The organism is Herbaspirillum sp. WTB6 (assembly GCF_057457785.1).
The window spans coordinates 2479254-2491728 of sequence record NZ_CP176522.1 but is presented as its reverse complement, the minus strand read 5'-3'; the positions used below and the strand labels follow the sequence as shown (position 1 = coordinate 2491728).

Here is a 12475-nt window from a genome sequence, read left to right as displayed (position 1 = left end):
GTCAAGCCTTGCGTCCTGCTTGCCGAGTTATCATTGAAAACACCATCCGGCCAAGCCGGAGAAGGCGGACGCGAGCGAGGAGCGAAGCGATGACCAACCTGAACCGGAAGTGGCTGCCGTGGATCGCCAGCGGCTTGGTGCTGGCGGCAGCGGCCGGCCTGCTGGGACGCCAATACCTGGGCCGCGACCAGAACAGCGACAACATCGTCAGCGGCAACGGCCGCATCGAGGCCACCGAGATCGACGTCGCGGCGCGCGCCGCCGGCCGCATCAAGGAGATATTGGTCAACGAGGGCGACTACGTGCAGGCCGGGCAGGTGCTGGCGCGCATCGATTCCGACGCCATCGATGCCCAATTGCGCCAGGCCGAGGCGCAGGCGCAGCAGGCGCAAAACGCGATTACCACCGCCCAAAGCCAGCTGGCGCAACGCATTAGCGAGAAACAGGCGGCGCAAGCCGTGGTGGCGCAGCGCGAGGCCGAACTGGCCGCGGCGCGCAGCCGCTCGGCGCGCTCGGCGACGCTGGTGGAGGCCGGCGCGTCGTCGCGCCAGGAAGCCGACGACGACCTGACCCGGCTGCGCAGCGCCGAAGCGGCGATTGCCGCGGCCAGGGCGCAGGTGGCGGCGGCCGATGCCGCGATCGCCACCGGGCGCGCGCAGGTGCAGGGCGCCGAGGCGGGCGCCGCAGCCGCCGGCGCCACGGTCGAGCGGGTTCGCGTCGATCTGGCCGACAACCAGTTGAAGGCGCCGCGCGACGGCCGGATCCAGTACCGCGTGGCCCAGCCCGGCGAAGTGATCGGCATCGGCGGCCGGGTGCTGAACATGATCGACCTGGCCGACGTCTACATGAGCTTCTTCCTGCCGACGGCGGCGGTCGGTCGCGTGGCGCTCGGTGCGGAAGTCCGGCTGGTGCTGGATGCGGCGCCCGAGTATGTGATTCCGGCGCGGGTATCGTTCGTCGCCGATGTCGCCCAGTTCACGCCGAAGACGGTGGAGACCGCCAGCGAGCGCGAGAAACTGATGTTCCGCGTCAAGGCGCAATTGCCGCCCGAACTGTTGCGCGCCCACATCCACCAGGTCAAGTCCGGTCTGCCCGGCACCGCCTACGTGCGGCTGGATGCGCGGCTGCCCTGGCCTGATCGTCTGCAGGTGAAATTGCCGCCATGAATCCCGACAGCGCAATTGCCAGCGCAACGGCACCGCTGGTGCGGGTGACCCGGCTTGGCCTACGCTACGGCAAGACGCTGGCGCTGGACGAGGTCACGCTGGATTTGCCGGCCGGCCGCATGAGCGGGCTGATCGGCCCGGACGGCGTCGGCAAGTCGAGCCTCCTGGCGCAAATCGCCGGCGCCCGCGCAATCAGCCAGGGGCAGGTCGAAGTCCTCGGCGGCGACATGCGAAATGCGCGCCACCGCCGCGCGGTCTGCCCGCGCATCGCCTACATGCCGCAAGGCCTGGGGAAGAATCTCTACCCGACCCTGTCGGTCCAGGAAAACATCGATTTCTTCGCCCGCCTGTTCGGCCATGGCCGCGGCGAACGCGAACGCCGCAGCGCCATCCTGCTGCAAGCCACCGGCCTGGCGCCGTTCGCGACGCGCCCGGCCGGCAAGCTGTCGGGCGGCATGAAGCAAAAGCTGGGTCTGTGCTGCGCACTGATCCACGACCCCGACCTGCTGATCCTGGACGAGCCGACCACCGGCGTCGATCCGCTATCGCGCCGCCAGTTCTGGGAGCTGATCCGGCAGATCCGCGCCGACCGGCCCCACATGGGCGTGCTGGTCGCCACCGCCTACATGGAAGAGGCGCTCGGCTTCGATTCTCTGATCGCAATGAACCAGGGCCGGGTACTGGCCGCCGGCACGCCGGCGCAACTGTTGCAGCGCACCGGCGCCGCCTCGCTGGAGGAGGCGTTCGTGCGCCTATTGCCGGGCAGCGCCAACGCCTCACATAACGCGATCGCCATCCCGCCGCGCGCGGCCAGCGGCGAAATCGCGATCGAGGCGCGTGAGCTGTGCCTGCGCTTTGGCGATTTCGTCGCGGTCGATCATGTCAGCTTTCGCATCGAGCGCGGCGAAATCTTCGGCTTTCTCGGCTCCAACGGCTGCGGCAAGACCACCACGATGAAGATGCTGACCGGCCTGTTGCCGGCCTCGGCCGGCCAAGCCTGGCTGTTCGGCCACCAGGTCAACCCGCACGATCTCGATACGCGGCGGCGCGTCGGCTACATGTCGCAGTCGTTCTCGCTGTACACCGAACTCACGGTGCGCCAGAACCTGGAGCTGCATGCGCGCCTGTTCCGCCTGCCGTCCGAGGGCATCGCCGCCCGCGTGCACGAGATGGGCGAGCGCTTCGGCCTGGGCGAAGTAATGGACGCGCTGCCGCCGGCGCTGCCGCTCGGCGTGCGCCAGCGGCTGTCGCTGGCGGTGGCGATGATCCACGGGCCGGAGCTGCTGATCCTCGACGAACCGACCTCGGGAGTCGATCCGGTCGCGCGCGACGAGTTCTGGCGCATCATGGTCGAGCTGGCGCGCCGCGACCAGGTGACGATCTTCATTTCGACCCACTTCATGAACGAGGCCGAGCGCTGCGACCGCATTTCGCTGATGCATGCCGGCAAGGTGCTGGTGACCGACACGCCGGCCGCACTGAAGACCGGGCGCGGCGCAGCCACGCTGGACGATGCCTTCGTCGCCTACCTAAAGGAAGCGGTCGAGCCGGGCGCCGCACCGCTCGCGGCAGGCGCGATCGCGGCGCCTCCGGACGACAGTGACGCGCGCCGGCCGGCGGCCGGCTTCAGCCTGCGCCGGCTATTCGCCTACCTGCGCTGCGAAGTGCTGGGGTTGCGGCGCGATCCGATCCGCCTGACGCTGGCGCTGTTGGGCAGCATCCTGCTGCTGTTCGTGATGGGTTTCGGTATCAACAGCGATGTCGAGGACTTGAGCTTCGCCGTGCTCGACCGCGATCAGACCGCCACCAGCCGGGACTACACGCTGAACCTGGCCGGCTCGCGCTACTTCATCCAGCAGCCGGCCATCGCCGACTACGACGATATGGATCGCCGCATGCGTGCCGGCAAGCTCAGCCTGGCGCTGGAGATACCGCCCGGTTTCGCGCGCGACCTGGCGCGCGGCACGCCGGTAACGATCGGCGGCTGGATCGACGGCGCGATGCCGATGCGCGCCGAAACCGTGCTGGGCTACGTGCAGGGCATGCACGCCGAATGGCTCGCGGCACAGGCGCGCCGGGCGCTCGGCTCCCGGGCCCGCTTCGACAACATCGACATCGAGACCCGCTTTCGCTACAACCCGGACGTAAAAAGCATCATCGCGATGGTGCCGGCGGTGATCCCGCTGCTGTTGATGCTGATCCCGGCGATGCTGACCGCGCTGTCGGTGGTGCGCGAAAAGGAGCTGGGCTCGATCGTCAACCTGTACGTGACGCCGGTCACGCGGCTCGAATTCCTGCTCGGCAAGCAGATCCCCTACGTGCTGCTGGCGATGCTGAATTTTTTCCTGCTGACGCTGCTGGCGGTCACCGCCTTCGGCGTGCCGCTGAAAGGCAGCCTGCCGACGCTGACCGCCGGCGCGCTGCTGTACGTGCTCGCCGCCACCGCGATCGGCCTGCTGATCTCGACCTTCATGCGCAGCCAGATCGCCGCCGTGTTCGCCACCGCCTTGTTGACGATTCTACCGGCCGCACAATTCTCCGGGCTGACCACGCCGGTGTCGTCGCTGGAAGGCATCCCGGCGGCGATCGGAACGGTCTATCCGACCACGCACTTCCTGACCATCTCGCGCGGCGTGTTTTCCAAGGCGCTGCAGTTTTCCGACCTGCATGCCTCGTTCCTGCCGCTCGTGCTGGCGGTGCCGCTGTTGCTGGTGCTGTGCACCGTGCTGCTGAAGAAGCAGGAGCGCTGACGATGCGCCTCGCCAACATCGTCCAGCTCGGCATCAAGGAATTGCGCAGCCTGCGGCGCGATCCGGGCATGCTGGTGCTGATCGCGTTCGCCTTCACGGTAGCGATCTACACCGCCGCCAGCGGCATGCCGGACACACTCAACAAGGCGCCGCTGGCGGTGGTCGACGAGGACGGCTCGCCGTTGTCGGCGCGCATCGTCGACGCCTTCTATCCGCCGCAATTCATGCCGCCGGCCGTGATCAGCCGGCAGCAGATGGACGCCGGCATGGACGCCGGCCGCTACACCTTCACGCTCGACATCCCGGCCGGCTTTCAGCGCGATCTGCTGGCCGGCCGCCAGCCCGGCCTGCAGCTGAACGTCGACGCCACCCAGATGAACCAGGCGTTTTCCGGCGCCGGCTACATCCAGGCGATCGTCGCCGGCGAAGTCCGGGCCTTCCTGCACGCCGACCGGCGCGCCGCCGCACCGCCGGTCGATCTGGCGCTGCGCACCCGCTTCAACCCGACGCTCGACAAATCCTGGTTTGGCGGTGCGATGGAGCTGATCAACAACGTCACGATGCTGTCGATCGTGCTGACCGGCGCAGCCCTGCTCCGCGAACGCGAGCACGGCACCATCGAACACCTGCTGGTGATGCCGGTGACGCCGCTGGAAATCATGATCAGCAAGATCTGCGCGATGGGGCTGGTGGTGCTGATCGCCTCCGCACTGTCGCTGACCTTCGTGATCCGGGGATTGCTGGCGATGCCGATCGAGGGTTCGCTGGCCCTGTTCATGGCCGGCACCGCGCTGCTGTTGTTCGCCACCACTTCGATGGGCATCTTTCTCGGCACCGTGGCGCGCTCGATGCCGCAGTTCGGGCTGCTGCTGATGCTGGTGCTGCTGCCGCTGGAAATGCTGTCGGGCGGCATGACGCCGCGCGAGTCGATGCCGGCGCTGGTGCAGGACCTGATGCTGGCGGCGCCCACCACGCACTTCGTGATCTTGGCGCAGGCCGTGCTGTATCGCGGCGCCGGCCTGGAGATCGTCTGGCCGCAGATGCTGGCGCTGGTGGCGATCGGCGCCACCCTGTTCGCACTCTCGCTGGCGCGCTTTCGCCGCGCGCTGGGCAGCATGGCCTGAGGGATCAGGCGCCCATCGCCTGCTGCCGCCGGCGCGCAAAGTCGATGAAATAATCGAGCGAGCCGGGATTGCTCATCGCGTCGCGGTTGGCGATCTTTTCGATCGGCATGCCGAGCAGCAGCTTCTTGATCGGCAATTCCATCTTCTTGCCCGACAGCGTGCGCGGGATTTCCGGCACCGTGAAGATCTCGTTCGGCACGTGGCGCGCCGACAAGGCATCGCGGATGTTGTCCTTGATGCGTTTGACCAGAACCTGGTCCAGCTCGACGCCTTCGCGCAAGACGACGAACAGCGGCATGTAGGACTCGCGGCCGAGATATTCCAGGTCGACCACCAGGCTGTCCAGCACTTCGGGCACCTCCTCCACCGCGCGGTAGATTTCGCTGGTACCCATGCGGATACCGTGACGGTTGATGGTGGTGTCGGAGCGGCCGTAGATGACGGCGCCGCCGCGCGACGTGATGCGGATCCAGTCGCCGTGCCGCCACAGGCCCGGGTAGACGTCGAAATAGCTGTCGTGGTAGCGCAAGCCGTCCGGATCGTTCCAGAAATACAGCGGCATCGACGGCATCGGCTCGGTCACCACCAGCTCACCGACCTGGTCGATTACCGACCGGCCCTGCTCGTCGAAGGCATAGGCGGCAATCCCCAGGCCGCGCGCCTGCATCTCGCCCGAATACAGCGGCAAGATCGGGCAGGCGCCGACGAAGGCGGCGGCGATGTCGGTGCCGCCGGAGATCGAGGCCAGCAGGATGTCGCGGCCGACGTTGGCATAGATCCATGCATAGCCTTCCTGCGGCAACGGCGAGCCGGTCGAGCCGACCGAGCGCAGGCGTTGCAGGTCGGCCACCCGATTCGGCACGATGCCGGCCTTCATGCAACTGGCGTAGTAGGCGGCACCGGCGCCAAAGAAAGTGACACCGGCGCGCTCGGCGAATTTCCACAAGGTGCCGAGGTCGGGCGTGCCGGGGTTGCCATCGTAGATGCAGATGGTGGCACCGACCAACAGGCCGGTCACCTGCGAATTCCACATGATCCAGCCGGTGGTCGAATACCAGTGGAAATGATCCTGCGGCCCGAGGTCGAGCTGCAGTGCATGGCCTTTCAGCGTTTCCAGCAGCGCGCCGCCGTGGCCGTGCACGATCGGCTTCGGCATGCCGGTGGTGCCGGACGAATACAAAATCCACAGCGGGTGATCGAACGGCAATTGCTCGAAGCGGATCGCTTCGTCGGTCGGCCGCAGCAGGCTGTCCCAGGCCAGCGCATCCGGCAGGCTGGCGGCCTGGTTCAGGTACGGCAGCAGCACCGTGTGCTGCAGCGTCGGCAACGCGCGCCGCATTTCCTCCAGCACCGGCAGCCGGTCGAAATCGCGCCCGCCGTAGCGGTAACCGTCGACCGCGATCAAGAGTTTCGGATCGATCTGGCGGAAGCGGTCGAGCACGCCAGCACTCCCCATATCGGGCGAACAACTGGACCAGACCGCGCCGATCGAGGCGCAGGCGAAGAACGCCACTGCCGCTTCCGGGATGTTCGGCAGATAGGCGGCGACGCGGTCGCCGGGCTGGACGCCGAGCGCGCGCAGGCTGTGCGCCACCACCGTAACCTGTTGCCGCAGTTCGCGCCAGGACAGTTGCGTCAGCGGCCGCAGTTCCGATTGCGCGATGATCGCCGGCCGCCCACCCTCCTCCCCCTCGTGAAAGCGGAACAGCTGCTCGGCGAAATTCAGCCGCGCGCCATCGAACCATGTGGCGCCCGGCATCTTGTGCGCGTCCAACACCTGCCGGTACGGCGCCGAACTGCGCACTTCGAAGTATTGCCAGACCGATTCCCAGAAATCCTCCAGGTGCTCGACCGACCATTGCCACAGCGCATGGTAGTCGCCGAAAGCCAGCGCTTTTTCGCGCTCCAGCCAGCGCATGTAGTCGTGCAGGCGGCTGTTTTGGATGCGCTGCTGCGACGGGGTCCATAGCAATTGATTGTCGGTCGACATGGCGTGCTCCTGTTTTAATATTTATGCGGGGAAACGAGCCAGGGCGTGCAAGCGGGATCGGCGGGGCGAAAGAGTTGACGGCGTCTGACGGTGCCGTTCATTACAGCAACAATCGGCGCAGGGTGCAATCCCTGGCGCCATGAAAATCTGCCATGCGTATTTTTACGACTTGTCGCGAACCATCATTCCGACTAACTTGCAGTAAGATGAATTTCTGCAAAGTTGCAACTCTTTCCACGCTACTGAAAGGAAACAAAAATGGACGACGTCGTCATCGTTGCCGCGCAACGCACGGCAGTAGGCAAGTTTGGCGGTTCGCTGGCAAAAATTCCGGCGTCCGAACTGGGCGCGCAAGTGATCCGCGCGCTGCTGGCGAAAACAGGCCTCAAGCCGGAGCAGATCAGCGAAGTGATCCTGGGCCAGGTATTGACCGCGGGCGTCGGCCAGAATCCGGCGCGCCAGGCCGTGATCAAGTCCGGCCTGCCCGACATGGTGCCCGGCATGACCATCAACAAGGTGTGCGGCAGCGGCCTGAAGGCAGTACATCTGGCGGCGCAGGCGATCAAGTGCGGCGACGCCCAGATCGTGATCGCTGGCGGCCAGGAAAACATGAGCGCCGCGCCGCACGTGCTGAACGGTTCGCGCGAAGGCCAGCGCATGGGCGACTGGAAGATGATCGACAGCATGATCGTCGACGGCCTGTGGGACGTCTACAACCAGTACCACATGGGCATCACCGCCGAAAACGTTGCCAGGAAATACGACATCTCGCGCGCGCAGCAGGACGAGTTCGCGCTGGCCTCGCAAAACAAGGCCGAGGCGGCGCAGAAAGCCGGCAAGTTCAAGGATGAAATCGTGCCGATCGAGATCCCATCGAAGAAGGGATCGGTGGTGTTCGACAGCGATGAATTCATCAAGCACGGCGCCACGCTGGAATCGCTGGCGGCGCTGCGCCCGGCCTTCGACAAGGCCGGCAGCGTCACCGCCGGCAATGCCTCCGGCATCAACGACGGCGCTGCCGCGGTGGTGCTGATGTCGGCCACGCTGGCGAAGGAACTCGGCCTAACGCCGCTGGCGAAAATCAAGGCTTATTCGTCAGCGGGCGTCGACCCGACCATCATGGGCATGGGCCCGGTGCCGGCGTCGCAGCTGTGCCTGAAAAAAGCCGGCTGGAGCGCGCAAGACCTCGACCTGATGGAAATCAACGAAGCCTTTGCCGCGCAGGCACTGGCGGTGAATCGGCAGATGGGCTGGGACACCAGCAGGATCAACGTCAACGGCGGCGCGATCGCGATCGGCCATCCGATCGGTGCGTCCGGCTGCCGGATTCTGGTGACGCTGCTGCATGAGATGGTGCGGCGCGACGCCAAGCGCGGCTTGGCCAGCCTGTGCATTGGCGGCGGGATGGGTGTGGCATTGGCGGTGGAGCGATAGGGGATTAGGAATTCCTAACGCCTGAATTGAGCCGGGTCGCGAAGCGGGTTCGGCTTGAATAATTTGTTATACGGATTCCAAATCCTTTAGCGTCCTGCCAGCTTGGTTTTTCCAGGCTGTGCGCCCATTCGCTGTGCCTCCATGGACAACGGCCGCCGCCGCACTTGGGCTAGAAAATTCTGTGTCCTTCGTGAAGCAAAGAGCGTCCGAGCCAGCACGAAGAACGCCTTCATCCATAAGCCGCTGGCGCGCATTGATGACCCAGGGATATTGCTGCGCAGAGGCGCGTGGCTCCAAGACGGCTTGGGAGCCCTTCAATACAACAATTCCATTCGGTGTCAGGTGTCCAGTCGCCCGCAAACCATGTATTTCGCACGATAAGATTTCCTGCTCTGCCTTAACTTCCGGCTTGGATGACGTGGGGACCAAAACTTCAACACCAAGTGCAGGCAGAAGTTGATGGATTTTTTCTAAATATATCTCCATATCTTGACGATCGGACTCGGGTAGTTTGGAGCCACTGCCTTGACCGTTTTGAACCGTGGCGCGGCCTGCTTGTTTGGCTTGCTCGATCAATCTACCTTCTAAATAGCGGATGTGAGATTTGGTGAGATTTTCGTCTTTACTAATGAAGAAGACGATGTGGTTCCAAAAATCCCTGTCAACATGATTCTTGACGCGATCACGAATGCATTCAGATTCTCCGATGTAAACAGCGGGTGATCCTGTATCTGGATCGTTGCCAGACAAAAAGTAAACGCCTGGGCTTCCACATTCATCCCGCGCCAGAATACTGTCAAATTCAGTACGTGGCCCTGCGATAGCTTTTCCTGTCCAGTTGGAAATTTCTGCGGTTCGCAGGCGCTTCGGATCGCCATGAACGAGAAAAATTTTGATCGTTGCGCTCGGCATTCTGGATATCCGTATGGCTTGATTTGTCTTTCGATAAGATAACAGATTGATCCGCCAAACCAATGATAGGGGTATGCTTAACAAATTGCGATTTCAAAACGGATATTAACTGCCCATGTTTGGAGTATATGATTGCCAAGGAGTCGCTTGATTGCGGCAACACTGCAACGCGAGAAAAAAATCGGCCAGCGCAGATGTGACAACTCACCGCGATGCTGTCAAAACTCCAGTCGCAGGTGGCTCTCGAATTGCCGCAACTGGCCGGAAATCGGATCGATAAATTCCAGTGATTGCGCCAGCAATTGCAGCGGCCGGCTGAAATCCTCGGCGCCATCGGCCGCTTGCGGCAAATGCAGCGGATAGATGCAGTCGTTCAAGATCGGAATGCCGAGCCCATTCATGTGCGCGCGCAACTGATGCTTCTGTCCCGTCGTGGGCCGCAGCGCGTAGCGCGCCAGCTTGCCTCGCACTTCCAGCAACTCGATCGCGGTCTCCGCATTTGGCTCACCGGCAACTTCCTCCATCTGCATGAAGGCCGCGCTTTGCGCGAGCCGGCTGCGATACACCAGTGGCAATTCCAGCTCAGGACGCCATGGCGCAATCGCTTGATAGCGCTTGACCACGGCGCGCTCGCGAAACAGCGCCTGGTAGCGGTCGCGGGTTTCTGGCCGGATCGTGAACAGCACCAGGCCGGCGGTTTCGCGGTCAAGGCGGTGCATCGGCGCCAGGGTGTCGATGCCGAGCTGGCGCTTCAGGCGCACCAGCAGGGTTTCCTGCAGGTAGCGGCCAGCCGGCGTCACCGGCAGAAAGTGCGGCTTGTCGGCCACCACCAGATAGTCGTCCTGGTACAGCACCGTGGCTGCGAACGGAATCGGCGTCTCCGCCGGCAGGCTGCGGTAGTAATGGATTTTTGCGTGTGGCCGGTAGGAGCTGTCGGGCGAGATCCTTTCGCCGTGGGCGCCGAGCACGTCGCCGCGCAGCATGCGCGCGCTCCATTCCACGCGCGCCACGTTCGGGAAGCGCTGTGCCAGAAAATCGAGGATGGTCGGCCAGGTGCCGGGCGGCAGCGCGACGCAACTGGCGCCGACGCCGTCCCTGGCAGGCGGGGTTGTCTTAGTCTGCCGCATCCAGCCGTTTGGCCCGCTGCAGGCGCCAGGCGCCGTCCGGCTCGTCGCGATACACGTCTTCGGCGGTGGTGGCGGTTTCCTGCAGTTTGGTATCGAGCGCGATGCGGTTGTCGAACACGAAGCACTCGCCTTCCCAGTCCCGTTCCGCATCCGGCATGGCCTGAAAATAATTCAGGATGCCGCCTTCCAGTTGGTAGATGTCGATGCCGAGATCGGTCAGGGCGGCGCTGGTTTTTTCGCAGCGGATGCCGCCGGTGCAATACATGGCGACGCGCTTGCCTTGCTCTTTCCAGGCCGGCGCTTGGGCCGCGACATAGGCTGGGAAGTCGCGGAAGTTGGCCACCTGCGGGTCGAGCGCCGACTTGAAGCGGCCGAGGCGGTATTCGAAGCTGTTGCGGTTGTCGATCAGCACCACATCGGGTTCGGCGATCAGGCGGCGCCAGTCGGCCGGGCTGACGTCGATGCCGGCGCCGGCGGTGTTGCCGGGAGATGGGCCGACGCCGAGCGCGACGATTTCAGATTTGCGGTGCACCTTGATGCGGCGAAACGGCACGCTCTTGCAACCGCTGCGCTTGAAAGTGATGCTGGCGAAGCGGTTTTCGAACAGCGAATCGTCGAGCAAGGCTTGCTGGAACTCATCCAGCGCCGCCGCGCTGCCGGCCAGCACGCCATTGATGCCCTCTTCCGCCACCAGGATGCTGCCGAGCAGCTCGCACGTGAGTTCGCGCAGGCGCGCCGCCACCGCGTCCGGATCGGGCAGTGCGACGAACTGATAGAACGCAATGTGGAACAGCGGCGGGTTCGGCTGCGGTGCGGTGCAGGGCGCCACGGTATTGGCGGGGATGGTCATGGTCGGAGGAATTGTCGCAGAATTTGCCGGCGCCAAGCCGGGTGGATATGTCAAAGGGCGATTGGAATGATGTGCAGGCTGCGCTCGATGATCGGCTTCACCAGGATTTTGTAGCTGTCGGCATCGAAGACGCGCCGCGCCGGCCGCTTCAGCTTGCCGGCGCCACCGGCGCCGTCGATCGAGCCGAGATAGAACCAGTGGTCGACCACGTGGGTCTGCTTCCAGTTTGCCGATTGTTCGACGATGCCGACCGCTCCCGGGTACGGCCAGACGATCACGCGCAGCGTCTCCAGCGCACCGCGCAAGCGGCCGGCATGCGCCGCGGCCGATTCGGCGCCGACGCAGGCGCCGTGGCAACGCGCCAGTTGCCGCGCGAAACAGGGGCGCCCGGGCGCGAGCTTTTCCAGCCCGACCAGGGCCGAGCATAGCTGATGCAAATCGACCAGTTCGCGCAGTTTTTCCAGCGCCGCGCGGCGCGTCGCAAACAGACCGTACAAGCCTGCGGTGCGTGAAAAATCCAGCTCGCGCGCATGCACGATTTCCGGCGCGGAACCGGCCTCACCAGTCAGGCGCAGCGTGCACATGTCGCGCGTGCGGCGCAGCTTCTTGTTGTGCACCGGTTGCAGTTCCTTGATCAGGCGCGACTCCAGCAGCAGCGCGCCGATCTCGCCGGCGGTGCGGAAAAATTCGACGCGGCGGCTGTGCTTCAGCATCCGCGCTTCTTCCGGCGTGCGCAGGTGGGACAGCACGCGGCTGCGCAGATTGACGCTCTTGCCGATATACAGCGGCGCGTCGTTTTCATCGCGAAAGATGTAGACGCCGGCGTGCCGCGGCAGCGCGTCCAGGCTGGCGCGGTCGATATGCGCCGGGTATTCGAACAGATCGGCCGGATTAGGCCCGATCAGCAATCCGGCCGAAGTGAGACGTACTGGCATGCAAAGCGGAATTCAAAAGATAACGAGCGGATAAGACTGTTGAAGCAAACGGACGAATCGGGGTTTGACTAATTCGGGGCCACCCTTATACTGTACATATATACAGTTATTTTACAGACTCATTAATTGCCTGATGGCAAGTTCATCGGGACTTTCCGGACTGCCAACAACTCCGAATTCACCGATG

The 12475-nt window shown here is 64.3% G+C and carries 9 protein-coding genes; 4 read left to right on the top strand and 5 right to left on the bottom strand.

What is annotated here, in order from left to right; translation table 11 throughout:
- Positions 1-89 precede the first annotated feature (89 nt).
- Genes ACK2VC_RS11655 through ACK2VC_RS11645 form a run of 3 tightly spaced genes read left to right on the top strand, consistent with a single transcriptional unit; the run spans position 90 to position 5040 of the window.
- Positions 90-1166 carry an HlyD family secretion protein gene (locus ACK2VC_RS11655; RefSeq protein WP_486730520.1) on the top strand — a complete coding sequence of 359 codons (1077 nt, stop codon included), beginning with the start codon at positions 90-92 and terminating at the stop codon, positions 1164-1166.
- Complete coding sequence (rbbA, locus tag ACK2VC_RS11650) at positions 1163-3916, top strand: ribosome-associated ATPase/putative transporter RbbA (RefSeq protein ID WP_486730519.1); 2754 nt, start codon at positions 1163-1165, stop codon at positions 3914-3916. Before ACK2VC_RS11655 ends, rbbA begins: the two co-directional genes overlap by 4 nt.
- A gap of 2 nt (positions 3917-3918) precedes the next feature.
- Positions 3919-5040, top strand: coding sequence for an ABC transporter permease (locus tag ACK2VC_RS11645; RefSeq protein WP_486730518.1), 1122 nt, complete (start codon positions 3919-3921; stop codon positions 5038-5040).
- Positions 5041-5044: 4 nt separating this feature from the next.
- Here the strand turns inward: ACK2VC_RS11645 and ACK2VC_RS11640 are convergent, their stop codons facing one another.
- Positions 5045-7030: an acetoacetate--CoA ligase gene (locus tag ACK2VC_RS11640; protein WP_486730517.1), complete on the bottom strand. Its 1986-nt coding sequence runs from the start codon at positions 7028-7030 to the stop codon at positions 5045-5047.
- Positions 7031-7288: 258 nt separating this feature from the next.
- Between ACK2VC_RS11640 and ACK2VC_RS11635 the strand changes: the two genes are divergently transcribed.
- Positions 7289-8464 carry an acetyl-CoA C-acetyltransferase gene (locus tag ACK2VC_RS11635; RefSeq protein WP_486730516.1) on the top strand — a complete coding sequence of 392 codons (1176 nt, stop codon included), beginning with the start codon at positions 7289-7291 and terminating at the stop codon, positions 8462-8464.
- A gap of 66 nt (positions 8465-8530) precedes the next feature.
- Here ACK2VC_RS11635 and ACK2VC_RS11630 read toward each other — a convergent pair whose 3' ends face one another.
- The 4 genes from ACK2VC_RS11630 to ACK2VC_RS11615 all read right to left on the bottom strand — a co-directional run bounded on the left by ACK2VC_RS11630 (position 8531) and on the right by ACK2VC_RS11615 (position 12288).
- Positions 8531-9376 (bottom strand): GIY-YIG nuclease family protein, encoded by an 846-nt coding sequence (locus ACK2VC_RS11630; RefSeq protein WP_486730515.1) that lies wholly within the window; start codon positions 9374-9376, stop codon positions 8531-8533.
- Positions 9377-9594: 218 nt separating this feature from the next.
- Positions 9595-10503, bottom strand: coding sequence for an RluA family pseudouridine synthase (locus ACK2VC_RS11625; protein WP_486730514.1), 909 nt, complete (start codon positions 10501-10503; stop codon positions 9595-9597).
- A complete protein-coding gene (trhO, locus tag ACK2VC_RS11620; protein WP_486730513.1) occupies positions 10490-11353 on the bottom strand; it encodes an oxygen-dependent tRNA uridine(34) hydroxylase TrhO in 864 nt (287 codons plus the stop codon). Before trhO ends, ACK2VC_RS11625 begins: the two co-directional genes overlap by 14 nt.
- A 50-nt stretch (positions 11354-11403) precedes the next feature.
- Positions 11404-12288, bottom strand: a complete 885-nt coding sequence (locus ACK2VC_RS11615) for a GIY-YIG nuclease family protein (protein WP_486730512.1) — start codon at positions 12286-12288, stop codon at positions 11404-11406.
- Positions 12289-12475: the final 187 nt, after the last annotated feature.

Coding starts and splice junctions, on each gene's coding strand:
- trhO (WP_486730513.1), bottom strand. CDS start 11,353: ATGACCATCCCCGCCAATACCGTGGCGCCCTGCACCGCACCGCAGCCG.
- ACK2VC_RS11655 (WP_486730520.1), top strand. CDS start 90: ATGACCAACCTGAACCGGAAGTGGCTGCCGTGGATCGCCAGCGGCTTG.
- ACK2VC_RS11640 (WP_486730517.1), bottom strand. CDS start 7,030: ATGTCGACCGACAATCAATTGCTATGGACCCCGTCGCAGCAGCGCATC.
- ACK2VC_RS11615 (WP_486730512.1), bottom strand. CDS start 12,288: ATGCCAGTACGTCTCACTTCGGCCGGATTGCTGATCGGGCCTAATCCG.
- ACK2VC_RS11630 (WP_486730515.1), bottom strand. CDS start 9,376: ATGCCGAGCGCAACGATCAAAATTTTTCTCGTTCATGGCGATCCGAAG.
- ACK2VC_RS11625 (WP_486730514.1), bottom strand. CDS start 10,503: ATGCGGCAGACTAAGACAACCCCGCCTGCCAGGGACGGCGTCGGCGCC.
- rbbA (WP_486730519.1), top strand. CDS start 1,163: ATGAATCCCGACAGCGCAATTGCCAGCGCAACGGCACCGCTGGTGCGG.
- ACK2VC_RS11645 (WP_486730518.1), top strand. CDS start 3,919: ATGCGCCTCGCCAACATCGTCCAGCTCGGCATCAAGGAATTGCGCAGC.
- ACK2VC_RS11635 (WP_486730516.1), top strand. CDS start 7,289: ATGGACGACGTCGTCATCGTTGCCGCGCAACGCACGGCAGTAGGCAAG.